This window comes from Ureibacillus chungkukjangi (assembly GCF_003217295.1).
In the GTDB taxonomy this organism is placed as follows: domain Bacteria; phylum Bacillota; class Bacilli; order Bacillales_A; family Planococcaceae; genus Ureibacillus; species Ureibacillus chungkukjangi.
Window position 1 is genome coordinate 288,496 of sequence record NZ_QJTJ01000002.1, and the last position, 26,979, is coordinate 315,474.

At 34.7% G+C, this 26,979-nt stretch carries 21 protein-coding genes; 7 read left to right on the forward strand and 14 right to left on the reverse strand.

Annotated features, from left to right (window positions below):
* Positions 1-244 precede the first annotated feature (244 nt).
* Positions 245-661, forward strand: a complete 417-nt coding sequence (locus BJ095_RS03255; protein ID WP_107931555.1) for an NUDIX hydrolase — start codon at positions 245-247, stop codon at positions 659-661.
* A gap of 48 nt (positions 662-709) precedes the next feature.
* Here the strand turns inward: BJ095_RS03255 and BJ095_RS03260 are convergent, their stop codons facing one another.
* A complete protein-coding gene (locus tag BJ095_RS03260) occupies positions 710-1,705 on the reverse strand; it encodes an LLM class flavin-dependent oxidoreductase (RefSeq protein WP_107931553.1) in 996 nt (331 codons plus the stop codon).
* A gap of 988 nt (positions 1,706-2,693) precedes the next feature.
* Here BJ095_RS03260 and BJ095_RS03265 point away from each other — a divergent pair.
* Complete coding sequence (locus BJ095_RS03265; RefSeq protein WP_107931552.1) at positions 2,694-3,629, forward strand: aldo/keto reductase; 936 nt, start codon at positions 2,694-2,696, stop codon at positions 3,627-3,629.
* A gap of 47 nt (positions 3,630-3,676) precedes the next feature.
* Here the strand turns inward: BJ095_RS03265 and BJ095_RS03270 are convergent, their stop codons facing one another.
* The 5 genes from BJ095_RS03270 to BJ095_RS03290 form a co-directional block, all read right to left on the reverse strand.
* On the reverse strand, positions 3,677-4,618 hold the full coding sequence (locus tag BJ095_RS03270) for a ring-cleaving dioxygenase (protein ID WP_107931550.1): 942 nt from the start codon (positions 4,616-4,618) through the stop codon (positions 3,677-3,679).
* 153 nt (positions 4,619-4,771) lie between these two features.
* The gene (locus tag BJ095_RS03275) at positions 4,772-5,683 is read right to left on the reverse strand and encodes a 1,4-dihydroxy-2-naphthoate polyprenyltransferase (RefSeq protein ID WP_107931548.1); all 912 of its coding nucleotides are present in this window, start codon (positions 5,681-5,683) and stop codon (positions 4,772-4,774) included.
* A gap of 275 nt (positions 5,684-5,958) precedes the next feature.
* Positions 5,959-6,837 (reverse strand): GNAT family N-acetyltransferase, encoded by an 879-nt coding sequence (locus tag BJ095_RS03280; protein ID WP_107931546.1) that lies wholly within the window; start codon positions 6,835-6,837, stop codon positions 5,959-5,961.
* A 103-nt stretch (positions 6,838-6,940) separates the two neighbouring features.
* The gene (locus tag BJ095_RS03285) at positions 6,941-8,770 is read right to left on the reverse strand and encodes an ABC transporter ATP-binding protein (RefSeq protein ID WP_107931544.1); all 1,830 of its coding nucleotides are present in this window, start codon (positions 8,768-8,770) and stop codon (positions 6,941-6,943) included.
* Positions 8,770-10,503: an ABC transporter ATP-binding protein gene (locus BJ095_RS03290; protein WP_107931542.1), complete on the reverse strand. Its 1,734-nt coding sequence runs from the start codon at positions 10,501-10,503 to the stop codon at positions 8,770-8,772. The genes BJ095_RS03285 and BJ095_RS03290 overlap by 1 nt, the downstream gene beginning before the upstream one ends.
* A 433-nt stretch (positions 10,504-10,936) precedes the next feature.
* Between BJ095_RS03290 and BJ095_RS03295 the strand changes: the two genes are divergently transcribed.
* Positions 10,937-12,964 (forward strand): GGDEF domain-containing phosphodiesterase, encoded by a 2,028-nt coding sequence (locus BJ095_RS03295; protein WP_107931540.1) that lies wholly within the window; start codon positions 10,937-10,939, stop codon positions 12,962-12,964.
* A gap of 57 nt (positions 12,965-13,021) precedes the next feature.
* On the opposite strand, the gene BJ095_RS03300 is transcribed toward BJ095_RS03295, so the two are convergent.
* The 3 genes from BJ095_RS03300 to BJ095_RS03310 form a co-directional block, all read right to left on the reverse strand.
* Complete coding sequence (locus tag BJ095_RS03300; protein ID WP_107931538.1) at positions 13,022-13,504, reverse strand: threonine/serine exporter family protein; 483 nt, start codon at positions 13,502-13,504, stop codon at positions 13,022-13,024.
* Positions 13,505-13,514: 10 nt separating this feature from the next.
* Positions 13,515-14,264, reverse strand: a complete 750-nt coding sequence (locus tag BJ095_RS03305) for a threonine/serine exporter family protein (RefSeq protein WP_107931536.1) — start codon at positions 14,262-14,264, stop codon at positions 13,515-13,517.
* 189 nt (positions 14,265-14,453) lie between these two features.
* Positions 14,454-15,710: a beta-propeller domain-containing protein gene (locus tag BJ095_RS03310; protein ID WP_181417946.1), complete on the reverse strand. Its 1,257-nt coding sequence runs from the start codon at positions 15,708-15,710 to the stop codon at positions 14,454-14,456.
* A gap of 761 nt (positions 15,711-16,471) precedes the next feature.
* On the opposite strand from BJ095_RS03310, the gene BJ095_RS03315 reads away from it, so the two are divergent.
* Genes BJ095_RS03315 through BJ095_RS03330 form a run of 4 tightly spaced genes read left to right on the forward strand, consistent with a single transcriptional unit; the run spans position 16,472 to position 22,902 of the window.
* Entirely contained in the window at positions 16,472-17,788 is a 1,317-nt protein-coding gene (locus BJ095_RS03315; RefSeq protein ID WP_052126317.1) for a hypothetical protein, read from the forward strand.
* Positions 17,785-20,463: a hypothetical protein gene (locus BJ095_RS03320; RefSeq protein WP_036180258.1), complete on the forward strand. Its 2,679-nt coding sequence runs from the start codon at positions 17,785-17,787 to the stop codon at positions 20,461-20,463. The genes BJ095_RS03315 and BJ095_RS03320 overlap by 4 nt, the downstream gene beginning before the upstream one ends.
* Positions 20,463-22,211, forward strand: a complete 1,749-nt coding sequence (locus BJ095_RS03325) for a site-specific integrase (RefSeq protein ID WP_036180261.1) — start codon at positions 20,463-20,465, stop codon at positions 22,209-22,211. The genes BJ095_RS03320 and BJ095_RS03325 overlap by 1 nt, the downstream gene beginning before the upstream one ends.
* On the forward strand, positions 22,162-22,902 hold the full coding sequence (locus BJ095_RS03330; protein ID WP_052126318.1) for a hypothetical protein: 741 nt from the start codon (positions 22,162-22,164) through the stop codon (positions 22,900-22,902). Before BJ095_RS03325 ends, BJ095_RS03330 begins: the two co-directional genes overlap by 50 nt.
* A gap of 128 nt (positions 22,903-23,030) precedes the next feature.
* Here BJ095_RS03330 and BJ095_RS18945 read toward each other — a convergent pair whose 3' ends face one another.
* The 5 genes from BJ095_RS18945 to BJ095_RS03350 form a co-directional block, all read right to left on the reverse strand.
* Complete coding sequence (locus tag BJ095_RS18945; RefSeq protein ID WP_156962317.1) at positions 23,031-23,174, reverse strand: hypothetical protein; 144 nt, start codon at positions 23,172-23,174, stop codon at positions 23,031-23,033.
* Between the two features lie 221 nt (positions 23,175-23,395).
* Complete coding sequence (locus tag BJ095_RS03335) at positions 23,396-25,288, reverse strand: ATP-binding protein (protein ID WP_181417947.1); 1,893 nt, start codon at positions 25,286-25,288, stop codon at positions 23,396-23,398.
* Positions 25,289-25,683: 395 nt separating this feature from the next.
* Positions 25,684-26,013, reverse strand: a complete 330-nt coding sequence (locus BJ095_RS03340; protein WP_036179376.1) for a DUF6678 family protein — start codon at positions 26,011-26,013, stop codon at positions 25,684-25,686.
* Positions 26,014-26,169: 156 nt separating this feature from the next.
* Positions 26,170-26,466, reverse strand: a complete 297-nt coding sequence (locus tag BJ095_RS03345; RefSeq protein ID WP_036179374.1) for a hypothetical protein — start codon at positions 26,464-26,466, stop codon at positions 26,170-26,172.
* A 124-nt stretch (positions 26,467-26,590) separates the two neighbouring features.
* Positions 26,591-26,947, reverse strand: a complete 357-nt coding sequence (locus tag BJ095_RS03350; RefSeq protein ID WP_036179372.1) for a hypothetical protein — start codon at positions 26,945-26,947, stop codon at positions 26,591-26,593.
* Positions 26,948-26,979 lie beyond the last annotated feature (32 nt).

Consider the following 26,979-nt stretch of genomic DNA (forward strand, 5'->3'; position numbering starts at 1 on the left):
TTTTTGTCAACCTAGTTCACGAAATCGGTATCTTTCTATAGCTTTTCCCGGCCTTTACCACCTAAATTACTCTCTCCTAGGGGCTGGCATTAAACCACTTGACTCTAATTCCTATTTCTTCACCCTTTTAAAACCGATTGACATTTAATATCAATTTATATAAAAATTAATCCTAGTGAAGTAATCCTCCTAGATTAGTAATTTCATAGAAAACTTTCACATTCTAAATAGGACGGTACTCTAAATGACAAACACTATAGTGGTTGCACTTAAAGGTTTCATTCTCAATAACGGTAGGGCTTTGTTTGTTCAGCGGGCTGCAGACGATGAAATTGGGGCTGGAAGCTGGGAATGTGTTGGGGGACAAATCGAATTTGGGGAAGATTTAGAAACTGCACTTTTACGTGAGATTCATGAAGAGGTTGGTCTTCTTGTTACAATAGAGCAGCTTTTATACGCAACGACTTTCCAAACTACTCCAACAAGACAGGTTGTAATTATCACTTATCTTTGCAGTAGCAGCAATCAAAATGTTGTTTTATCAAATGAGCACTCAAATTATATTTGGGCTAATAAGGACCAAGCGAGATTCTTATTGCCTCAAGACATTATTCGAGATTTCGAGAAAAATAATGTTTTTGCTTTAGAAGCTTTAAAATAACCCAAAGAAACACCTGGATTTAATATTATCCAAGTGTTTCAATTCTCTTTATATTAATTCCTTTGCTAACAAACGATAGACGTTCAATCGTGCATCCTGTGAATGCGGAATTGAACAAATCATCGCTTCATCAAATCCATATTCTTCTTGTTCAGCTAGTAGTAAATCTGCTACTTCTTTAGGAGTCCCAACGAAATGCTGGCTTCTATTTTCTTCAATCCATATGCGATCCATTTCTGTTAATGGGTAATCCTTTGCTTCCTCTGGTGTCATTCGAAGCAAATCTACCTGTCCTCTATTAAATAAAAGACGTGCGATATCAGCTGGTTTTGCTTGATATTCAGCCTCTTCCTTACTTTCGGCAACCGTTACAAAATAGGAAATCATTATCTCAGGCTTCTCCATAAATGGCGAAGGAATAAAGTTCGACCGATAAGCATCAAAGACCTTTTTATTCATATAGCCATTGAAGAATTGAGCATAGGAATAACCCATTCCCATCTTACCTGCCTGTACAGCACTATTGCCACTCGAGCCAAGCAGCCAGCTTTGTGGAAGAGCTATATCATATGGTGAGGCAATTACTCTTTGGTAGTACGGATTTTGAGGTGCTTGCTCATTCATGAAATCCAGTGTCCATTGCAGCTTCTCATACAAATTATTCACTTGGGGTTGCCGTCCCTCAGATAAAGCATACATGGCATAATTATCACCACCAGGAGCTCTTCCAGCACCAAAATCTATTCTTCCAGGCGCTAATGCACTTAAAGTTTTAAACACCTCAGCTATTTTGTAGGGTGAATAGTGCATAATCATCGTCCCGCCCGTTCCTACACGGATTCGATTTGTTTTTGCCGCAATATAGGAAGCTGTTATTTCAGGGGCTGAGCTTGCAAACCCCTTTGTGTTATGATGTTCAGCCATCCAAATTCGTTCATATCCCAGCTCTTCAGCCAAAACTGCTAATTCAACAGCTTTTCGCAAAGCATCTGGAGCAGTATTTCCCTCTGTAATCGGCGCTTGATCTAATACACTTAACTTCATTTTTGAAGACTCCCTTCTTCTCTATAAGCATCCCCAATTATGATTGATTCATAAAACATATCAAGGTTATCGGAATTAGTTATATTTTATAGAACGAAGACCAATAAATCTAATTTCATGCCTAAGCTATACAATCAATTTAAATGTCGAATTGTTCTTAATAACTTGATTTCCAATAGAAATAACCATTTCAAATGACACTGAACGACACACTACTATGACCTATATACTTTTTTCGTGAACCAGGTTGACAAAAATTTCGGTACCTCAGGTTATATTACCAATCCCAAATGAGACTGTTTTGAATTTCACATTTCAATTTTTATTATGCTAATAAATTAATAAATCCATTTCCTTTTCTCGACAATTTCATTTTCTAATATAGCCGAAACGTCAACCAAGGTTGACAAAGATTTCGGCACCTCCCCTGATTAGAAAAACGCTAATTAGCCTTGATTTGAAAAAGGACTATTTCAAATAGCTATAGTAGGAGACTTTTTACACCTCCTCCTTAAATCGACATCTATATTTTTATGAAATAGCTATATCGTCAACCATGGTTGACATAAATTCCAGACCCTCGTGCTTTAATAAATATACTTGAGGATAGCTCATTTGAATTTTCTTTATTTCAAATTACTTTCTCAATAAAATATCAAATTCCATTAATCTTCTCGACAAATAACGATCTGCTTACTCGCCTAATCGTCAACCTAGGTTGACAAAGATTTGGGTACCTCGGGTTATAGCACCAACCTCTATTCGTCCTCAAAAATTCAGCAAGGTAAATTACTAGCCTTTATTTGCAGCATTTTAAATACCTATCATATATCAACTAAAATCGACAATTACATAAGCTTAACCACTTTATAGCAGTCCGAATTAGTTTATTTATTGGTATTAAATATATAAAATTAAACTTGTAATCTCTCACTCTACTTCCATGACCTACTTGATGATAAAAACTTTTAGAAAGAAGGATGCCATCTTGTTAAACAAAGTTCAGCTTGGAAAATCAGAGCTCCATGTTAACCCTATTGGTTTAGGAGCAAATGCTGTTGGAGGACATAATTTATATCCTAATTTAAATGAAGAGGTAGGCAAGGATTTGGTTCGTACAGCCATTGATAATGGAATGAACTTTATCGATACAGCTTTTAGTTATGGTCCTGAACGTTCAGAGGAATTGATTGCCGAGGTTTTGAAGGAAAATGGAAGAAGAAATGACGTTATTATAGGAACTAAGATTGCACAAAAGTTTGTGGATGGAAAAACAATTATCGATAACTCTCCCTCCTTTTTACGTAGCGAGGTCGAGAAAAGCTTAAAACGGCTTCAAACTGATTATATCGATTTATTGTATATTCATTACCCTGACAAAGCTACACCTAAGGATGAAGCAATTGGAGCTCTTAAACAATTGAAGGATGAGGGGAAAATCCGTGCTATAGGGGTTTCGAATTTCACGCCTGAGCAGTTAAAAGAAGCAAATAGGGATGGATATGTGGATGTAGTACAAGGAGAATATAATTTATTTAGTCGAGCAGCTGAATCAACGTACTTCCCTTATACAACACAAAATAATATTTCTTTCATTCCCTACTTCCCATTAGCTTCAGGTCTGCTAACCGGAAAGTATACTAAGGAATCTACCTTCAATGATTTCCGTACAAGACTTCCCTATTTCCAGGAAGAAGTTTTTGCAGCTAATTTAGAAAAGGTAGAACAGCTGCGAGCTATTGCCAATGCAAAGGACGTTGACGTTGCTCATGTTGTTTTAGCATGGTACCTGACACACGAAGCTGTAACGGCTGTCATTCCAGGTGCTAAAAACGGCGAGCAGGTGCTAAACAATTTAAAAACTCTTGATGTACAACTTACAAATGATGAAATTCTAGCAATTGATCAGCTATTTAAGGCTTAAATTAAAAAGGGTGACCCTAACTTTTTGTTAAGGTTACCCTTTATCTATTAATCTAATGGCTCTAATCTATTTTCGATTTCCTGTCTTCGCTCCTCTAAAAATGGAGGTAAATCCAGCTTTTCACCTAACGTTTTTACATCTGCATCAACCGTAAATCCTGGACCATCTGTGGCAATTTCAAATAGAATGCCATTTGATTCTCTGAAATATAAACTCTTAAAGTAAAAGCGATCGACAACTCCAGAAGAATGGAATCCACGCTGTTTCACTTGTTCATCCCAATAGGCTAATTCCTCGTCGTCTTTTGCGCGTAACGCTAGATGGTGTATGCTTCCACGACCTGGCTTTTCACTTGGTCCATCTAATTCCTTTACTAAGATCTCACCAAACCCTTGCCCTTCGATTGATTGTAGAAGAATTTGTTCCTCATTGCGTTCCCTCACAACAAAACCAAAAATCTCCGTTAATGTTTTCACAAGCTTCCCAGCATTTTTCACCGTTATTTCAATGGTACCCATCCCTAAAATCTGATGTTCAATAGGTACATTGGAGTTATCCCAAGTCGTCCAAAAGTTTGGAACCTCTTCCCCATCGCTGTTTAATAGAATCATTCGCAGCCCCTCTGGATCCTCGAAGGCAAGTGCCTCTCTACCTGCGTAACGCGAGATTTCATTATGCTTTACGTTCAATTCTTCAAAACGATTTTTCCAGTAAACTAAACTATCAACCGATGGCACAAAAAGTCCGATAAGAGTTATTGCATTCGTTCCTCTATGAGTTCTTCCCACCATTGGGATTTCAAAGAATGTTAACCCTGTTCCAGGACTTCCGACTAAGTCTCCAAAGAACAGATGGTACATCGAAGGATCATCCTGATTGACCGACTTCTTAACTCTGCGTAACCCTAGTGTTTCTCTATAAAACTCATCATTTTTCTTGGCGTTTTTTGAAATCATAGAAATATGATGATGACCTAAAATAGTTGCCATTTCCCTTCCCCCGTTTCTGATTATCTTGCTATCATTTTATCTCGAATTCGAGATAAAATCAATCTATTGATAAATGTGATGCTGTTATTGTGAGCATTTCCCTTTCTTCTATACTTAAAAACGCCTCCCCACATTCGTAGAGAGACGTTTGTTTTAAAACAAATAGCTTATTAACAACCCAATTGATAATAAAAATGAGAAAAGTGTATTGGTGATTGCCGTTGATTTCATAGCAATTCGCATAAATTGCGGCTCTTTTTCACCCTTTTTAAATCCTTGAATTGCGGAAATCGGTTTTTTCACACTTAGTAATACAACTAATGCCCAAGGACTAACAATGCCAGCGAACACTAGAACAATTATCCATAGATATGAGATAACAAAGGCAATTGCTAGAGAAAGTACAGCTTTATCTCGCCCAAGAAGAATCGCTAATGTTTTGCGTCCACCCTTCGTATCCTCTTCAATATCACGGATATTATTGGCCATATTGATGCCGCCAACTAAAATCCCCACTGGAATAGAAATTAACAATGCAGTTAGTGATACATCGCCAGCTTGAATAAAGTAAGCAATTAACACAAAGCCTGTCCCCATTAACGCTCCAGCAAATAATTCTCCAAATGGTGTATAAGCAATCGGCATCGGTCCGCCTGTGTAGAAATAACCTACTGCCATACCGAATAATCCAATCACCACTAACCACCAGCTACTACTTGAGCAAATATATACACCGATAATAGCAGCTAAAATGTACAGGAGAATCGCTACACTTAGTACATTTTTAGGCTTTAAGCCATGACGCACGATTCCTCCACCAATTCCAACTGAATCAGCAGTGTCTAAGCCGCGCTTGAAATCGTAATATTCATTAAATAAATTTGTCGCAATTTGTAGCGCTAAACATGCTACCATCATAGCGATAAATAATAGCCAATGAATTTGAGTATCGAATAAAGCGATTACTGTTCCTAAAATTACAGGAGCAAACGTCGCCGTTAATGTATGTGGTCGAGTCATTTTCCACATTAATTTTGCGGGACTCATATTTTTTTCATTTTCCATGAATCTATTCAACTAACCTCTCTGTTATAGTTTTTCACATTCCTTCATTATATCAAATTCACGAGAATGCTCAATGACGACTTGTTGGGAGAGTGGCTTCGAATTAAATGTAGATTGATAATTTTGATGATTTATGGTGCACATTAAATTTTACCAGACAATTTTTCTAATTTACCAGACACATTCACGCAAATACCGGACACTCTACCTTACTCCCCCAACTCTAACAAAAAAAAACACCCACAAATCACTTAAGATTTATGGGTATCCCCTATTTACTGACCTGTATAAATAAAGTAATCTACTTGCATTGATTTGATAAATCCAGCTTTTTCATAAACTGCTAGTGCTCGCTCGTTTTCTAGCTCGACGTCTAGCATGACATTTGTATCGCCATTTCGCATAGCAAAATCTTTTATCCACTTTAACAGAGCCGTTCCAATACCTAGACCTTGTTTATCTGGATGAACGGCTAATGCCGAAATAGATTGGGCGTTTCCATCCTTAGAGGAGGTTACTGTCCCAACGATTTCTCCATCCAATTCAGCAACCCATAATACTCTACCTTCTGACATCGTATTATAGTGAATTAGCTCAATAGATTCTTCACGTAAATCACCAAATGCGTTGCTGAAAATTTCAATCAACGCCTCCTGATCTGTACCCTCTAAATAAGGACGAATGTGAATAGACTCAAGTGATTCCATTTCTTCTGGCTGAGCTTCTAATGTTGCTTCTGAAAAACTATAGGAATAACCATACTTCTCTACAAATTTGCGGCGAGATGTATCATTTTCGATTACTAATGCCAGTTCTCCCTCAGCGCCTCTTTGATGCAAGCCATCACCAATCACCTTCAATAATGCTTCATCTAAGCCAATATCGCGGTACATTGGAGATACTAAAATGGCCCATTCATACGTATTTAACGCTATTTGGTCAGTAGCACTCGCTACGCCTACCAACTCATCCTGCTCATTATCATAGGCAAGGACGAAAAAGCCTTTAACATTAAAATTAAGAGAATCCTGTAAATTTAAAACAGAACTATAATTGTAATTATCTGATAGCAATGCAGCTTCACATAATGATTTGATCTCACTATAAGTTTCCGGATCAATCGGAAACGACTGTGTAATAATTGAAAGGTTCATTTATAAAACTCTCCGATTCTTAAAACTTATGCTTTTCATTTTAGATGAACCCTCATACAGTCGCAAGGTCATTTCAGGAATTACATGTAATTACCTAGTACAATCATTTAATACCAGATTGACTAAGCATATTAGCATAAATACCATTGTGCTCCATTAATTCCTTTTGAGTTCCCGATTCCATTACTTCCCCTTGCTGCATAACAAATACAACATTGGCATTGCGAATCGTATTTAGACGATGGGCGATTACGAAGCTCGTTCTTCCCTTCATCAATTCCTCAAGAGCTTGTTGGATCTTCACCTCTGTAACTGTATCGATACTACTTGTAGCCTCATCTAGTAATAAAATGACCGGATCTGCTACAAAGGCTCTCGCAATGGAAAGCAGCTGCTTTTGTCCTTGAGAGATCTCACTTCCGTCAGCAGTTAAAATCGTTTCATAGCCATTCGGTAGCTTCATAATAAAGTCATGGGCATTGGCCTTCTTACAAGCCTCTATAATCTCTCCATTTGTGGCATCTAGTCTGCCATATCGAATATTTTCATAGACACTTGCCTCGAACAGGAACGAATCCTGTAAAACAAAAGCCATTTGGTTTCTTAATGTTTGCCTTTTAATGTCCTTTATATTTACACCATCAAAAAGCACTTCGCCACTTTCCACATCGTAAAATCGAGAAATCAGTTGCATAATCGTTGTTTTCCCAGCACCCGTAGCTCCTATTAAAGCTGCCGTTTGACCTGGCTTTACACTAAAGCTTACATTTTTTAAAGTGTAAGCTTCTTCGGCAGATTCATATTTGAATGAAACATCACAGAATTCAACTTCACCCGAAAGCTTATGCTCACCAGCTACTTTCCCTTCGTCCTCTTCCTTCGTTTCATCCATGATTGAAAATACACGCTCTGCCCCTGCAATAGCTGATAAAACGGTATTCATCTGGTTTGCTAAATCATTTAATGGACGCGTAAATTGGCGAGAGTACTCCGTAAAAATAACGATGGTTCCTATCGATACATGACCGTTAAAGGCTAGAATTCCACCGATACCTGCAATAATCGCAAAGCTGATATTATTTAATAGGTTCATAACTTTAGGGATGAACCCTGAATAAGTAAATGCCCAAAATCCAGTTCTGCGATATCTCGCACTTTTTTCACGGAATTCGTCCTTTACTCGTTCCTCCTGAGAAAAGGCTTTTACAACCCGTTGACCAGAAATTGTTTCCTCAATCATTCCATTTAAAGCACCAATCGCAGCCTGCTGTTCCTTAAATAGCTTTCCTGTTCGTTTTGTAATCCAACGAGTTGCCATAAGCATTAAAGGAATAATCAGCATCGTCAGCAATGTTAATAACGGGCTTAATGTTAGCATTACAATGACTGTACCTGTTAACGTCAATATGCTTGAAAACACTTGAATAAAGGAAGTATTTAAAGTAGCACTAACCGTTTCGATATCATTTGTTGCCCGACTCATTAATTCACCGTGTTGTCGCTTATCGAAAAAGGTAACTGGAAGGTGTAACAAATGATGAAACACTCCCGTACGCATATGATAGATAGTTTCTTGAGCAATCCCGATCATCCAGAAGTTTTGGAAGAAGAGCGATAGAGCCAATGCAACATAGATAAATACTAACCCAATAATCATCGGAAGCATGCCATCAAACTGCTGCTTTAATACATATTCATCAATCATATGACCAATTAGATATGGACCTAAAAGTGCCATTGCCGAACTTACAACAACCAAAAGTAAAACAGCAATTAGTAAAGCTCTTCTTTCATCAACAATTTTCCAAATTCGCAGCAATGTATTTTTCCAATTGCTCGCTCGAGGTCCCTTCTCCTTTTTAATAGCAGGACCCTTCAGATCTTCCTTTGTTAAAACTGGTTCATAGCCAAACGGTTTTCGTATGAATTTCATCACGCTTCACCCTCTTGCTCTTGTTGTGACATAACAATCTGATTATAACGAGCATTTGTCTCAAGAAGTTCTTCGTGTGTTCCATAACCAATCATCTGTCCTTCATCTAGCAGTAGAATTCGATCAGCACCCTTTGCCGTTCGAATCTTTTGAGTTACCACAAGCATTGTCGCGCGCTCCTGCTCAATTGCATCCCAGAAGGCAGTTTCTGTTTTTACATCCAATGCACTTGTACTATCATCTAATATAAGGATGGAGGCGTTTCTTATTAAAGCTCTCGCTATACTTAAACGCTGCTTCTGCCCACCCGAAAGATTAACTCCTTTTTGGCCAACTCTTGTTTCATAGCTGTTTGGGAAGCTCTCTACTGTTTGGTGAATTTGAGCGTTTGTGGTTGCTAGCACAACTTCATTCATTGATGCATCCTGTTTACCCCAGCTTACATTTTCATAGATAGTGCCTGTAAATAACATGGAGCTTTGAGGAACATAACCCATAATTGCTCTTAGCTCTTCTAAGGACCAATCCTGAATAGCGCGTCCATTGACATAGATAGTACCCTTAGTCGTGTCATAAAGTCTCGGCAGTAAGTTTAGAAGTGACGACTTACCTGCTCCCGTTGCTCCCATAATCGCTAGTTTTTCACCTGGTTCAACCGAGAAGGAAATATCCTGGAGAACACTCTTTTTCGTATTTGGATATTGGAAACTTACATTTTCAAAGCGAATTGCTTCATTATTAACTGAATTTAAGTTAAACGGACGAGAAGAAGGCTCATACGTCTCTGTCCCCTTTTCAATAAGTAAGATTTCCTCCATTCGTTCTGAGGAAGCCTTTGCACGTGAAAGAGCAATGATGATAAAGGCAAACATTGAGAAGGAGCCAGTCATTCTTAAGGCATAGTTGACAACTGCTACTAGTTCTCCAACCTGTGCATCCCCGTTTCGAACATCCATTGAGCCATACCATAGTGCCGCTAATAAACTAAGATTCATGACAAATAATAGTACCGGTTGAATAAGCTCCATAATTCGAAGGGCCTTCACCGTATCAAGCTGCAAATTGGTTGACACCTTTTCAAAACGCTCTGTTTCATATTTTCCACGCATATAGGCTTTTACTAAACGAATCGCTTGTAAATTTTCCTGAAGTACACGGTTTACACGATCGAGTCTACTTTGAACCTCACTAAATAGATGGACACCTTTTTTCGCTATGAACACTAAAAAGACAATTAAAATTGGTGTACCAATTAGTAAAAACATCGCCATTTTAGGATTAACGATAAATGCCATCACCAAGCTCCCAAGTGCAGATAGTGGAGCACGCAGCATTATTCGCAAGCTCATAAATAAGACTGATTGTACCTGCTGTACATCACTAGTAAGTCTAGTAATCAGACCCGATGTAGGGAAGCGCAAATAAGTTGCCATTGTAAAGGATTGAATTTTACTAAACAAAGCATTTCGCAAATCAAAGGCAAAGCTTTGTGCAACATGTGCCGCAAAATAGGAATTTATAATACCACTAGCAAAAGCAGCGAAGGCTAATACTAGCAGGATAATTCCCCAATAGCCAATTATCCCGATATCCCTTGTTACAATCCCATTATCAATAATTTTGGCAATGATTAGTGGCTGAATAAGCTCCACAACTAACTCGGTTAACATTAAAAATAATGCAAATAATGCCGGCCATTTGTACGGCTTTACATAGGAAAAAACTGTTTTCAAAACCTACACCCCTAACCCGCATTCCATTATGAACAAAACCAAAATCTAGATGCCATTCTTGTTTGTTAAAGCGATCACAATGTCAATTCTCACTTTTATTTCGTAATCCGTAATATATATAAGAATAACTCAAACCCTAAATTTTGCCAACCTCCTAAAGTCGTAAGTGAATCAAACAAATTAGAAAAACAGCATTTATAAGCCTTAAGTCTCAACGGTTTTTAATTAAACATATATAAACCATTTATATCATCTAAAAACAATACGATTCGTCCACAAATTTCATTACATTACATATTTTATCTTTTTAACATTACTTTTTACCCTCATATTTTATAAACAAAAACTTCCCAATACTTTAATAGTGACTATTTGCCATAAAATCTTTATAATAAATAGTATGAATTTACGGCTATTTAGGAGTGAGAAATAAATGAACCAAGAGAAAACAAACATGGTTGTCGATGAGACACTGGTGAATTTGTCTCCTTTCCCTTCTTTTGTACTAAATCGAGATGGACAAGTAATTATATGGAACGATTTAAGCAAGAGATATTTTGGTTATGAGATGGAGGACTTTTTGATTACGCCCTCAGCTATTAAGACTGGGTTACTATCTTCACTATCAACAGAGGCATACCAAAACATCCTACTAGGAAAAGAGTCTTTGCTTTTTGAAAAAGCACAACTTTTAACAAAAGTAGATACAATGATTGATTCAACAATTATCACATCTAATGTCACTATAAATAATGAACCCGCTACTTTAGTTACCTGCATCTTAGAGAATTCCTATACTCGAATGGATGATTCCATGCAGGGATTAAAGGATTTAATGAACGGCCTATACTCTTCATATATGGTAGTAACAGTGGATGCAGAGGGACTAATTATCAATTGTAACCCGAACTTCTTAGCAATTAGTCACTGGACTCCTAAACGCGTTTTAGGAAAAACATTCTGGCAGCTGTTCCCTGATAATGAAAGCAACATGAAAGTAACGGATACTATCTGGAAAACCATCAACTCAGGTCAAATTTGGGAAGGTGAGGTAGAAAAGATTACAAAGGATGGCTCTCCATATTGGGTGTATTTAACTGCTATTCCGACGTACTCACCAGCTACGAAAAACTATGAATTCGTTCTTTTTGAAAAAGATATTACAAACGAAAGAAAAATGAAGCATCAGCTTGAGAAAATTGCTTACATCGACCCTGAAACCGGCCTTATGAACGCTCACCGTCTAGAGCAGGTAGTGAATGATATGATCGAAGAAAAGCGTCACTTCTCTTTCGTATATATTAGTATCGATAAATATTACACAATCAAAGAACTGCACAATAGTCAAAGAGAAGATAATTTAATTACCGAATTTACAAAGCGTATGAAGATTTACTTCCAGGACAGTGAAATGGCCCGCATCAACGAGCATGAATTTGTGGTTATTACACCTCTTGGGGAATGGTTTACTCAAGGCTTCTTAACTTATCTAAAACAAAATCCAATTTACTCCGGCAATGTGGCAGTACCAATTTCCATTAGTGGAGGCATTACCCGCTCTCCTCAGGATCAATCCACATTCCCTCACCTTATGAAGGCATCCCTTGCTACAATTGCCAACGTTCGTGAAGCCGGTGGAGATAATATTGTGTCGTTATCAAATGCAACTCATAAAGCGATTAATCGTAAATCGATTATCGAAAAACGCTTATTGCTTGCCCTTGACCAACAGAATCTAAAAGTATTTTACCAACCACAAGTGGATATTCACACAGGAAAGTTTTTAGCAGTTGAAGCATTAGTACGTTGGGAAGACGATGAAATCGGCGTAGTAAAGCCGGAAGAATTGATTCCTATCGCTGAGGAAACTGGGCTAATCAATAACATCGGTTCCTTCGTGATTGAAGAAGCCTGTAAGCAAGCTGTGAAATGGCATAAAGCAGGTCTTGATTTAAAGGTTACGATTAACTTATCTGTTCGCGAGTTCCGTGACAAAAATATGGCCAAATCCATATTATCGACTTTAGAAAGCACAAACTGTCCAGCTAACTTAATACAAATTGAAATTACAGAGAAATTTGCATTAGAGGCAGAAGCAGAAACGTCGATTATTAAACAAATGCGCCAGCTAGAGGAAGAAGGAATTGTCTTTATCCTTGATGACTTCGGTACAGGCTATGCATCCTTCCGTTACATGCAGCTTTTACCTATTGAAACTTTAAAAATTGACCAAACGTTTATTCACTCTCTTCTTCAGTCTGAAAAAACACAACGATTGATTCACGGTATGGTTCAATTCGGTAAATCCATGAACTTAAATGTACTTGCTGAGGGTGTAGAAACGAAGGAGCAGCAAAAGCTTCTACAGGAATATGGCTGCGATGCTATTCAAGGCTATTTAATCAGCAAGCCAGTATCCGAAAAAATAATAACTCAGCTAGCATTAAATTCAATTAAATAAACCTATATAAAAAGGCTACTCGGCGAAGAGTAGCCTTTCTTTTGTATATCGAGAGATCTATTTCAATCTCCTCTTTGCACGGGCAAAGGATTGCATCGAGGTTAAACCGGTTTTAAAAAACTTCATCATTAATTGAATAATAACCTCGGCAAACACGAGTCCCATCGCGATGGCACCAGAAATCATGAAGGCTCTCATCCCATTTTGAATGCCCATAGTATAGTCTAGCTCCACAATATTGCGCATAGTATTATAAGCGATTCCACCTGGAACCAACGGAATAATCCCCGACACATTAAATATAATCATCGGCATTTTAAAACGGCGGGCAAAAATTTGTGCGACAATCGCTACAACAAAGGCCCCTATAAAGGATGCCTGCACTTCTGTTACATTGATTTGTATAAGCATATAATAGATAATCCATCCAATAGCACCTACAAAACCACAATAAGGTATTGCTTTTGTCGGTGCATTGAAAATTATGCCAAAGCAAGCTGTAAATATAAAACTAAAGATTAATTGTATGATTAACTCCATATCCACTCTCCTAAAAGGCGACAATAACTGCAATGCCAGCACCAATTGCAAAGGCTGTTAAAAATGCTTCAGCCCCTTTTGCAATGCCGGCTGTAAAGTGTCCCGCCATTAAATCTCGAACTGCATTTGTAATGATTAACCCAGGAACAAGTGGCATTACTGCACCAACAATTATTTTATCCATTTCAATCCCTAAACCAAAATGAACTGCAAGAGAAGCAATTAGCCCTACTACTAACGCAGCAAGAAATTCTGAGAAAAATTTTACCCTCGTCATTTCTTGTGTAATTGTTACCACAGCAAACCCCACTCCCCCTGCTACAAAGGCAGCAGGCATATCGGACCAATACCCATTAAACAAAACTAAAAAGCAACTACTAGCAACAGAGGCGGCTAACAATTGTATGTGAATAGGTAAGAAATAATTTGTCTTTTGTATTCTCTTTAACTCTTCATAGGCTTCTTCTAATGTAATCATTTGTCCTGAAAGCTTACGAGAGACGCTATTGACTTTAGCAATCTTATGCAAATCAGTAATCCTTGCTGGAATTGAAGATATTTTAGTAATTTGTCTTTTACCTAGTGAAAGGATAATCCCCGTTGGTGTCACATAGCTTTGTGCATCTTCAATATTTTGTGACCTAGCCATACGAAGCATCGTATCCTCTACACGATAGGTTTCGGCTCCACTTTCCATCATGAGCTGACCAGCTAATAATAAGCAATCAAGAGCTAATTCATATTGTTGTTCATTATTCATAAATTTTTCGTTATTCTCCTTTTTTCTCCATGCTCATATTATCGAACAGTTTCATTAATCTCAATACATATTTTTGTTTATTTTTAATTAACTAGGATAATTTTGTAAACTATTTCGTTTGAAACAACCCTAAAACGAAAAATAGCGATGAAAAATAACCCTTTTTCATCGCCTTAGTTTTATTTTATTTTATTTTATTTTTACACTACTTATTTCTTTAAAGCTATGCAAATCATAGCTCTTCACTTCTTCTCTGGACACCGTGTAAAGGGTATCATCGATATAAAGTAAACGTGAAATTAGCGCATCCCAATCCTCGTATTGCTCACCTTCTTTAGCAGGGACTACTAAATCACTTTTTAATTTAATGCCATTTTCTGCTGTAATTTCATATACAACTGCACCTGAGCCTTTGTATTCTACGTCATACTCACCCTTCCCTTCATAAACAATGATAGGGAAACCAAAATAGCTATTTTGTTCATTTCTGAATAAGGCTTTATGGTTATATTCAACCTCTGAATGAGTACCGCGTCCCCCAATGACAACCGTATCTTGTTCCTTTGGATTAGCGTAGTCTGTTATATCAAACAAGGAAATTTTAATGCCCGTAGTTGTTGTAAACGGCTCTTTTGTGATATCATCTACTCGATTTTCTGTATCATATCCAATCCCTATTAAATGATTTTCATCTAAAGGATGCAGATAATTACTAAAGCCAGGAATTTTCAATTCGCCTAGTACTACCGGCTTTTCTGGATTTTTTAGGTCGATTACAAATAAAGGATCGACCTGTTTAAAGGTTACGATATAGGCTTTATCCCCCATAAACCTTGCAGAATAGATTTTTTCTCCCTTCGCAAGATCTGTTACCTCGCCTACTTTTTCCAGGTTTTCATTATAGATAAACAAATGGTTTTTAGTCGGTTCATCTCCTTCTAAAAAAGCATTTCCCTCTGTTGTGGCTACACGGAAATAACCATTATGCTCATCCATCGAAAATTGGTTCAGTATGGAGCCCTTAATGGAGGTAGTCGCTTTAAATTCTACATCGGTACCATCTATAGCAAATTTATAAATGTCAGTATCAGTTGCACTTATAGGCATTATCGCCATGTCTGCAGCGATTTTCGTTGAAGCATTCCCTTCAAATGTTGTGATTGGCAAATAATTCACAGCTGTTAAATATAATGCCTCTTGTGACATATAAAGAGCCGTACTCCCACCTAAGAACCCCTTCGTTTCTACTTTAGAGCTTTCAAAATTAGCTAAATCAATAGCTGTAATAATTGTATAGTTTGGTTCGCTTGAGCCCGGCAGAATCGTCAGCTTATCAATTTCCATCGGCTCAAGCTCCTCGCCCTCTTCACTATCATAAGTGAATGGTCGAAGCTCTACATCTGTCTGCTCTGCTAGTAACCAGTAATCCGGCGTTTTGTTTGTCACGATTATATCCCCAATTCCATGCGAATAAATGGATAATTATAAAATCAGAGTAAAAAAGGCTCTATATAAACATTTATAACCTTCCCCATTTTGACAAACTTTACAAAAGTTGTGTGGAAATAATTCCCTACACAGTTTATAATTAGATGTATATTTGTTGTATAATTTTTACTTTAAACTTTTATTAGATCTCTAATACAACATCTAAATATTGTTTGTTGTTTTAGACCAAAGGTGGAATGTATAATGGATTACTTTCTCTTTGTTAAAGAGGTAGCAGAAAACTACAAAAAGTGATGAAACTATCGGACGATGGCTTCCAACGGGAAAATTACTAACGCTCTCAAAAAGAATGACAACAAGGATGGAAAATTCCTCATCAAGACCTTCAAAATTTATCTTTACACACTCAACCTCAAAACCGATTCACCAAATACTTCACTCCATGATGATAACATCAAAAAATTATTGACTTTGCTGATCTGGCAGTCACATTGACTTCACTTACAAATAAAATTCTTAATTTATTGAGTTATGTTGGCATTAATCGGGATTTGATTAAATTTTCCTTATTATATAACAATTAACAAAGTGGTTAAAAAAACAGAAGGATTTTTAAAAACAGCAATTTCTGGGGATTGGATCCCTACTACATTACCAATCAAAAAGAATGGAATGTCAGAATTTTCAAACCCCATATCGACATATCAACAACGAACAACGAACTGTACCCTTCTACAATATGCCTGAGGAGGATTAAAATGAATTTCCAATTTATAGTAAGACAGTTGAAAATACAGGAAGTAAAATCGGGAGAACCTTATGAATCAATTAAAACCTTTCTATGCATTCAAGATAAAATAACTGGCATTATATACCCTCACCCACTAACTAACTTTATAAAAGGGAATTTTATAAATAAACCTACTGCCCTCACTACACAAAATAGATATACCGGGGATATTTGTAAGTTTCTTAATTTCATATTGGATAATATCAATGAAGAAGATGAAGAGTTTTTACCGTTAGAGAAGAATGGATTAAAAGAATTAAAATTAATTCACGGTGCTAAATATCTAAACTTTCTTAAAGATAGAGTAGATTTAGGAGAATTAAAACCTAACTACATATATGATATAGAACGTTTACTGACAAAGTTTTATGTGTGGCTAATTGAAAGTAATATCATACATGAAAAGACAAACGTTATTTATGATAAAAAGAAAATTAAAGGTAAAGAAATATACGTTGCTCGTTCCCTTTTTAAACAAATAGATCTTGGTGTTGAATTTCCTGCTTCAGAAAGTGAGGAAGCCATTAAAGCAAGAAAACTCCATGATTTCGGTAACGGAAGATTAGACTTAGTTAACAACTTCCTTAGAGTGGCAGAACTTATAGCCCCAGAAATAGCATTAGGAATAGCCTTTCAATTCTATGGAGGATTAAGAAGAGGCGATGTTGTCAATTTGACGAAAAGCAGTATAAAGAGACCTAAAAAAGATGGTTCTGGTGCGCTTATCCTTGATATAACAGATAACTGGAGGAGACTCTTCCCTAACAAGTTAATTTCACTCTCGGAACAAGTTAAAAAGCCAAGAACACAAGCAGTTTTCAAAACTGATATAGTTATGGAACTTTTAAAAAATCACGATGAAAGGCTTCATCGCTTAGAGAAACTAGGAAAACTAAAGAATGAACAGGCCTATTTCGTATCAAACAATGGGAACCCCATTTCAGGTAAAGAATATTGGAAACGATTTACAAAGGTACGAGAGAAATTTTTAGAAATAATAAGTGTCCATAATGATGATGATTATCTGTTTATCACCTCAAAACCTTGGTCTACCCATATAGGAAGAGGTGTTTACACCAATATGCTTACGTTTTTGCTTGGATGGAGTGCCGAAGAAGTCGCTATTGCAAGAGGAGATAATCAAATCGAATCAGCAAAAAGATATATCGAACAAATAAATGTAATAAAAAAGACAGAAGAATCATTGGAATTACTTGGACAAGCCGCCTTTGAAGCTGAAAGAAAAAGCAAAATAACGATTGAAGATTTGAGGGGGATAAATTGATAGGCTACGTAACATATCATGAACTAAACCAACTCTATGATTTAAAAAAATATGGATTATTTAGAAATAATGACAAACTCCGTAAACTTCTAGACGTTGGTGAGTTTGATGGAATCATTCAAGACAATGTAATACTAATTTCAATCGACTCATTTGAGAAATATATTAATAAAATAGATATAATCTATAAGGATTATATCGCTATTCACGATTTCCTTAAAGATCTTGCTGGAATTGATTATAAATCGGCTAGGCTATATCTTAAACACACCAAACAATTGGTCAATAATACTTGTTTAGAGTTAATAGAATTAAAAGTTCCCATTAATGTAGATAAAAAATATTTTATCAATAAAGAAAGTTACAATAAATTTAAGAAGGATTACATATCCATTTCAGAAGCATACAAAAAAACCCACTATAAATCAGCACCAGTCTTTCTAAAAGTGTTAAGACAAAGGAAAGAGGAAATTATAACATTCATACAAAAACATGAGTTTATGTATATCGAAAAAGAAAAATTAAAGCTTTTTGATGAAATAAACAATGGTATTAATGTAAATGACGCTATGGTTCAGTTAGAACTTAAAAATGATTTGTTTTATAAAGTCCTAGAAGAATACAATATTAAATCTTGGACTGGTGACGCTTATTTTCGTTTTTTGTTAAGAGAAGATTTCGAAACTCTCATCTCTAAACAAAGGGAAATCTATGAAGAACTTGATAGAGATTATTACACATTACAAGAAATACAAGATATAAATAACAGAATTGGGAATATTAGTTTAAATACTCAATTAAAATCTCGAAGGTGGAAAAAGCACAAGGGTATTCCTACTATTGTACGAAAAGGTAAATTTAAAGGAAAGCAAACGCTATATTTAAAATCCGAAGTGGATTCTTATTACTCTAGCTTCGAATTGGATAAAGAAAGAATTTTACTATACGATAGGACTACTTCTAATTATTACGGTTTATACGAACAAGTCCTGCAAATTGAAAATATCCATTTTTCACAAAATGCTAAAAAAACAAAAGAGTTATGGTTTCAGTTTGTAAAAATAAAATTGGCAAAGCAATATGGGTCACATGTTACCCGAACCTCAAGAATCACACAATACAAAAAAGTTACCTGTTTATTAGTAAATACAACGATGGAAAAGGAGATTTTTGAATTTAAGGAGAAAGAATTAAATCTCATTTTTTTTAACAATTCCGTCCCCAAGATACACCAAAGAGAGATTTATTCTTTTCTCTATAACATAAATCAGTCCTTTGAAACCTATGGAAAAAAAATATTTGATTTTAAAAAACTGGACTGTAATCCTTATGAACAGGGTCAACCTAAAGAGAAGGAAATATACTCAATTGATGAATATTTATCATTACACAACTTTGTTGGCGACTTTGAAAAACATAAAAGATTGGCAATTGAAGATGTAAAAATAGCACTTAAAAATAAATCTAAATCTAAGAAATACGACTCAATGTGGTTATATGTTCTATTTCATATGAATAACGGATGGAGGAAGTCAGATATAATTGCATTTCCAAGATATCTTTCTAATATATTTGACAAGTACAATTTAAACAGTATTGATTCACTAATTAATCTACAACTAACCTATAATGAAGCTAATAAAATTGTGAATCATTATAAACTCCAATGGTTTAAACACAATAAAAATAATGAAAAAGCCTTTTTTTATTGTTCAAGCCATTTAACTCTACCAATGGCATATGCCTTACTAATCTGTGAGTTTAGATGCCGAATGCTACATCCGCACGATGAAGGCAATTTAATTCATTTTTACACAAAACGAAATACCATAGGTATGTCTACACACGATACTTTCTTTAATTGCTTTATGGATGGGTTTAAATTTGAATCAAGGAAAATGAATCGTACGGTTCTCTCCCTTACCTCTTCAGTTACTAATCAAGATATTGGCGATCCTATTGAAATTGCTCGCCATTTAAGAGGACATGCATCAAGTGAGACCTCAAACATATACATTCATATACCACAAGAGCATTTAGATTTTATAACAAGGAACTTATTTGACACAGGATTTTTCGGCTACATTTATGACCAATTAGGAAAATCTTTATTAGGAGAGCCTCCTGAAGTTCGATTAGTTCGAACGGATAGATCAATCAAAATCAGAGAGCTATTGGGAGATATTGTGAAGTTAGAGGATACTGCTATCTACCTGAAACAATTGTCACAAGAACGCGAAGATTTAGGGAAATTATTGGAGGATATTCCAAAGGAAGAGTTACAGAGAAAAATGAATTTAATTCAATTGGGGCTTTCCCCTGGTAAAGAAGAAAATTATCAATGTTTCTTTTCAGATTGCATCGCAAAAACTATGGGTTGTGAAAATTGTCCGTTCTCAATACCTCACTTTTACGCTTTATCTTCTATTTGTAATCGCATATTACGAACATTATCAAAGTATCAAGTGGCAATAAAAAATAAAAATGTACCCGAAGGATATATATCTAAACTTATCCAACTATTTTTATATGATTATGACAAAATCCTCGGGGCAATCAACACCTTTGGAGAAGATATAGTGGAAATGTTCATGGAAATGGAATATCAAGAGTTCGATGTCATGATAAATCTATTAACCGAACCACAAACAGTAGGAATTGGAGGGGAATTATAGTGTTTGATAATTTAGCTGAAGAATTTTTAATTGATTTGGAAGAGTTCAGTGAATCAATGTTTGATTTAGAGAATTCAGTTGAAGAAGCTAAAAATATCCTCCAAGAAAAAATGAACGAGTCACCTATAAATCAATGTAATTTTGAAGATAATATATGGTATTTGCATTATAAAACTACAAGTAATCGAAGAATTATTAACTTTGATCAAATAAAAGAACTGTCTGTATTTAATACTGAATTAAGAGATATGGAGTTTCTTACTATTATAAAATGTTGGGTATCAAACTTGCTCAATTCCTATTCAGTTCCTTTAGTCTCGACCTATACACTGGGAATAATGAAGTTCTTAAAAATCACAAAGGGATTAACAAATATAAATATAGAAGATATTTCAGATGACTTCTCAACGTTAAATGAAGGAACTAAGGCGGTCATTGTTCTTTCATCATTAAATCTATTAGACTATTTTTCCGATTTGGAAAAATATGAAGAGATTTTGTCACTGCTATATGAACTAAAAAAACAATATAACATTGAAAAAAAGGTTCGTATTTTACCATCTTCAAGAGATATATTAGTTTTCTCTCGAATAGTGGAAGATTTCTTTTCTAAAGAACTGACAGAGAAACAATATTTAAGATGGTTTCCTATTTGGTTCTGGTGGAAAGTAACCAATCTAATACCAATGAGACCAAGTGAGTTTTGTAACATCTCACGGGACTCTCTTAAAGAATTAAACGGAAACTACTACATTCAGTTACCAAGAATAAAACAAAAAAAGGTAAATTCCAATAGAATTCAAATTGTTGATAAAGTTTATATTCCCCACGATTTTTATCAAAAATTAGAAGAATACAAACAGATTACGGAAAAATTCGGATTCACAGATACGTTTATCACTTACGAATCCATACCTCTAAACAGTAATAATAAATACAATAAAATAGATAGAACAAAGTTTAGCTACGCTATACTTAATTATACTTTAGCTTCCTTTTATGAACATATAGTTTTCGGAGAATATCATATTCAATTTAATCCAAATAACTCAGAGGAAACAGAATTTCAGTATATCACTCGTAAATTGCGATTAAATGATACCCGCCATCTTGCCTTCATCAATATGAAAAGACAAGGGTATCATCCTGTTGAAATTGCACGTATGGGCGGTCATACATCAATACGTTCACAAGAACATTACTTTAACCATATCCAAAATTACGTTGATTTAGAAATACTAGAGCTTATTACAAATACAGATTTGGACAGTTACTCAAACCTTATAAAGGATAAATCAATTTCACTGGGAATGGACTTTATTAATAAATACGTTCTTAGACCCACTAACACAGGTTTCCAAAGAATCATGACTGAAGGGTATTGTACAGACAAAGAACAAAGATGTATGGATGAAGACTGTTGGGGGTGTGATCATTGGAGAATTTCAATGGAGGAATTCATCCAAAAGCAACATATCTTAGAGCAAAAAATGAAAGAAAGGAAATCCTACCTCAATGAAACCATTGATAATTTAAAAAAACTATACAAGGCTATTTATGAGAATATAGGTAAGGATGAATATTATACCTCTGAGAATGTAGAAATTAAAAAACAACTAATTAATCATTCTAAGTATATTGAAAAAGCAGTTCATAAGTATATCAATCTATACAAGGTAAAAGAGAGGATAGATAACAGTGGAGACAAGGGGTCGAAAACCAAAAATCTTCCCACAGGAAGAAATTAATAAAATTATTTATCAGTTTACTCAAGAAGAAAAAGTGTCAGGATGGCTAAAATATTCAGAAGTCTATCGTTATTCTAAAAAGCTTTATGAGAACGAGACAATTCCCTACCAATTAAGTGAAGACTATTGGAGAAGAGATGGAAGACAAGGAAAAGAAACAATTGATAAGATAAATAAGGCTTATGAAGCTGCCCTCGTCAACAAAAAGACCACTGAATCTGATGTTTACATAGATACCCAAGAATGTGTAGATAAATTTTTTACAGGCAAACCTTCCGACAAAAGAAGGCTTATTGAAGCACTAAAATTAAACGAAAAGAAAGCAAAAAACTACAATGAACTCTTAGGAAAGATGAATACCTTAAAAGGTACAATGAAGGCTTTAAAACAAGAAAATAAGGAATTGGAAGAATTACTTCAACAATATCAAACAGTTTTGTTTTCATGGTTCAATGCCAGTATCAAGTCAGATGTTCCATTAATTAATTTAATGGCAACAGGAAAAACCAGGCACCCAATTGTGGATTTCTTTTTTGATACAAGCTTTTCTAACCCAACAGAAGGATACGAAAAATTTGAGGAGTTTAGAAAGAGACTCAAAGGGGTACATGAGGAACCAACAATAAACAACAATGTTTTGCCACTATCACAAGGTATTGAATCCCTTAGGCAAAAGCATAAAAAAGAATAATTTAATTGGCATTAACGGGGTCCCTTTGAGGTGGAAAATATACGTTTTGTACATATATTTCAAAATGGAACCCGTTATATTTTCTATAATGAATTGAGTTAAGTAAAGAAAATGAACTCCTACTATCCTTAGTTACATTGTTCAGTTAAATTGCAAAATGTTACAACTTCTTTTACGTTACATACATTCATTACAAGCTCTAAATACAAAACAGAATATTCCTTCGGTAAGTTTCCACCTTTATTAACAATAATCGTTATTCTCCACAACATTTAGCGGTACACGAATGCGCCTTTTAATAGAATTCTAAATTTCAAAGTGATCAAAAATATTTATTCTATCTGTTTATTTTCATGACAATGAGTTCTTAAATTTAGAATAATCTATTCAATCGCTCCTTTTGTCTAATTTTCATACGGTTTATTTAATTTATTTTTAATATAGACGGTAAATAGACAAAAATAAAACGTTGGATTAGAAGTTAGGACTATGCTTATACTTCGATTAAATCTACTGCTAGTAGTCTAGCGGCTTCTTTGAACCATTTTTCTATTTCATTATAGCAATCACTATTTTTTAATTGTTTTTCAGAAACCTCAAAAATTAATTCATTGTTAATTCTATTCTTAGCATTTCCCTTTTTATTCTTTTTCTTTTCATCTTTTAATTCTTCCCAGCTTTTACTACTACTAGGATCCGATTCGTGAGTTATTTTAGCAATCAACTCTGGAATATCTAATGTCGTCCAATCTGTGGTACTTTTATCAAAGCATTTTGGATATTTTTCTAATACGTATTCCGGTGTTAAGTAATTTTCAAATTCCCTCATTGACGTTTCAAATCCAATGCTATTTGCCCGAGTATTAATAATATCAATATACTTTTTATATTTATGAGGAACATTAGATCCAACATCACTATCATAGATATGCAATTGAGCTAATTTAAGTTTTTCAAGGTAATTATCATTTACCCAAAATTGTAAAGTACTACCACCCATAGGTATTATTATTATTTGTGGGTCATTTAAATCAATAATTTTTTTAAATGAAAGAATATTATTATTTATGTTTCTTAAAAAATTAATATCATTTTTTCCTTCTACACAAATGGCGAGTTTAACTCGATTGACATTATCCAACTCAATATTTGGTAAAATACCTAAGTTATCAGCGATATCTGATAACATATCATCACTAGTTTCTCTGATTATTGTATCTCCTGCATAATTTTTAGTAATCAGTCTTAACGATTCAATTGGTAACATCTTTGCTATAGCTGGGCTATGTGTAGTTAAAATAACTTGGTTAACATCCGAATTGGCTAAGTCCTTAAATGCTTCAATTAACATTTTTGGATGATTAGGATGCTGTGAAGTTTCAGGCTCTTCAAATGCATAGATAACATTTGGAACATTACGTTCATTTCGCCTTCTTTCTGCCTCTGCTCTAAAAAAGTTAAGTAAAATTAATCTTCTAACCCCACTCCCCCTTTTATTAACAGCTATACCTTGATCAGTTTCTAAGGTAAATTTGAATACTTTTTCCCAGGCAGGATCTTCAAAATTGGCAGATAACTCTTTTGCGATGTCAGGGTTCATTTCAGAAAGTTTTTCAATAGTTTGTTCAGCTAATTTCTTGGACTCCTTTACAATTTTTTCATAAACTTGCTGTAAAGGTTCTAATATAGTTTCATCTCTCATTAATTCTTTAATAAGTAATTTCATGGGGTTTTGTATTTCACTATCTTGATCCTGATTTTTCCTATCTGATTGAAAAAGTTCATAAAGTGGTATGTAGTCTTTTAAACCATTCCAAATTTGCTTTGCTCCTTCTTGGTCAACCGGTATTCGTATCTCTTCTAAAACCGGGTTCTTAATTGAATTTAAAATTGCTTTCCTAAACAAAGATGATTTTCTTTTATCATCTATTGTTAGTCCTAATTTTTCCGCCGTTATTTTTAATTCGGGTGTTTTTCTGATATGTAAATCTTTACATATTTCTGAATTGGGGAAATTAGCGATTAAAAATGTTTCTTTAAGAGAGCCATTTTTATAAACTTTATGTATTTCTAATTCAAGATTTTGATTTAACAAATACTCATCTTTTAAGGAAGTAGGAACACTACTATCAACAATTATTTCCTCAGGATAACCTATGAAACTTACACCGATTACAGTTTCTATTGAATCAGAGTCAACATTTATATCTGACTTTTCCATTTTAACGATGTTCTTCCCATCATTAAAAAATATGTCTAGAGCTTCAAGTAATGTTGATTTTCCAGCATCATTTTGTCCTACAAAAGCTGTTAAATTGTTTAAGGTAGTTTTTGTTTCTTGTTTATAGCCACGGAAATTTTTAATATAAATACTACTAATTTGCAATTCAATCACTCCTTTATTATAAAATAATTATACATTATTGGGCATAACTTACATTATACTATCAACATTTTACTATTATGGGTTTCGTCGGCATTTTGACAATTCACATGTTAATGGTACAAACATTGTTATATCAAGGTTTAGGAGGGTCTTATCAATAGAGCCTCAATCTATAGATATTGGAGTTAATAATTGTAGCTTTGAAATAAAGTTTGTTCAAAATATCCAACAAATCAGCATTTAACGGTAAATAAAAAGAATCCATTTTGAAAAAAAGATTGATCAAAATGGATTCCTTTTCAGCAGATTTAAGTTTTGTTTTTATAAAATGTTTGATTATCTTCTAACTACTATGATCTTCAATAATAGCGCCCGATAGTGGAAAATCGGAATAATTAAAGATAGTCAATATATCTTCCAGTTTCAACATAGCCATAAACTCTAATTACATTATCAAAAACCTCTCCAGGAACGTGAATTTTATTAAGTATTTTTAATACATCATTCCTTATCTCATCGGTTTCTGCTTTAATCTCCAACCATTCAATTGTTTCAAATTCGCCCAACTTAAAATGATAATACCATTCCCCATCCCATGGGCAAATGTAGCCTGTTTCAATGTCTTTTGTTCTCCATAGTTGATCGATTGGATAATTAAACATAGCTTCCCTAATTTCTTCCCACTTTGTATTAGTCATTACTTGCAGGTATTGATTATATTGCATTCATTTAACCTCACTACTTTAAACAATTTTATAATTTATTATAGGTATTCTTCTTCCAATAAACCGCTTTGATTGTATTATTTCATTAAATGAACCTTTAAAAAAAGAAGGAGCACAATTCTTGCTGCAGAATTGCGCCCGATTACTGAATAACGATCAATTCTGTTCCCATCTTAAATAGGCCCAAAACTGTAACATTTCCATTTTTAAAGGGTGTCTATAATTTAAATATTCCTCTTTAACGTCCTTAATTATGGGAAAATCAGCTATTACTTCAGTACAGGCAACGTTTAATATTTCTTTTTCTTCCTCAGTTGGTTCACCATCAAAATAGCATTTCCAATACAACGTTTCGTTTTCTAATTTTACTGTTAATCCTCTTAATTTGTTTGGTATAGAACCTAAAAGGGAGTAATGAGAACTAATAATCAATTCATTCAAAGTTGGAACCATATTAACACCTCTATTTATCCATTCATGAAGAAAAAGTACCAATTCTGCTGCGGAAATGCGCCCAATTGTTGAAGACTATTAATTTAACCTTATTAGAAAAGCACATAATAGTACAATTAAAAATCTATTTAAAAACCAAATAATCTCCATTATCTTGTTTGGCTAAAACAATATCTGGATTCCCTTCTACTGAATAAATTTCAGTTCCATAATCTAAAAAATTTGAAGTAAGTTCAACAGTTGGTCGCTTTTCTACATCTGTTTTCTCTTTGACTGTACCAATGAGTTCTCCAACTTCAAGCCCCAATTCATTAGCTATTTCAAAACCAGTGTTCAACACCTCACCGCTAACAAATATTTTTGCAACATATGAACTGTTTGAACTCGTTTTTACGGCCGTTGTATGATTATTACTATTCGTTTCTGTTGAACAACCAGTTATTAAAAGTAGAATAAAAAACACTAAAGTAGCTTTTATCATTTTTATTTAAAACCCTCCTTTTAGTTGAATTT

Coding starts and splice junctions, on each gene's coding strand:
- BJ095_RS03255 (WP_107931555.1), top strand. CDS start 245: ATGACAAACACTATAGTGGTTGCACTTAAAGGTTTCATTCTCAATAAC.
- BJ095_RS03260 (WP_107931553.1), bottom strand. CDS start 1,705: ATGAAGTTAAGTGTATTAGATCAAGCGCCGATTACAGAGGGAAATACT.
- BJ095_RS03270 (WP_107931550.1), bottom strand. CDS start 4,618: ATGGCAACTATTTTAGGTCATCATCATATTTCTATGATTTCAAAAAAC.
- BJ095_RS03275 (WP_107931548.1), bottom strand. CDS start 5,683: ATGGAAAATGAAAAAAATATGAGTCCCGCAAAATTAATGTGGAAAATG.
- BJ095_RS03280 (WP_107931546.1), bottom strand. CDS start 6,837: ATGAACCTTTCAATTATTACACAGTCGTTTCCGATTGATCCGGAAACT.
- BJ095_RS03285 (WP_107931544.1), bottom strand. CDS start 8,770: ATGAAATTCATACGAAAACCGTTTGGCTATGAACCAGTTTTAACAAAG.
- BJ095_RS03295 (WP_107931540.1), top strand. CDS start 10,937: ATGAACCAAGAGAAAACAAACATGGTTGTCGATGAGACACTGGTGAAT.
- BJ095_RS03300 (WP_107931538.1), bottom strand. CDS start 13,504: ATGGAGTTAATCATACAATTAATCTTTAGTTTTATATTTACAGCTTGC.
- BJ095_RS03305 (WP_107931536.1), bottom strand. CDS start 14,264: ATGAATAATGAACAACAATATGAATTAGCTCTTGATTGCTTATTATTA.
- BJ095_RS03315 (WP_052126317.1), top strand. CDS start 16,472: ATGAATTTCCAATTTATAGTAAGACAGTTGAAAATACAGGAAGTAAAA.
- BJ095_RS18945 (WP_156962317.1), bottom strand. CDS start 23,174: ATGTTGTGGAGAATAACGATTATTGTTAATAAAGGTGGAAACTTACCG.
- BJ095_RS03340 (WP_036179376.1), bottom strand. CDS start 26,013: ATGCAATATAATCAATACCTGCAAGTAATGACTAATACAAAGTGGGAA.
- BJ095_RS03345 (WP_036179374.1), bottom strand. CDS start 26,466: ATGGTTCCAACTTTGAATGAATTGATTATTAGTTCTCATTACTCCCTT.
- BJ095_RS03350 (WP_036179372.1), bottom strand. CDS start 26,947: ATGATAAAAGCTACTTTAGTGTTTTTTATTCTACTTTTAATAACTGGT.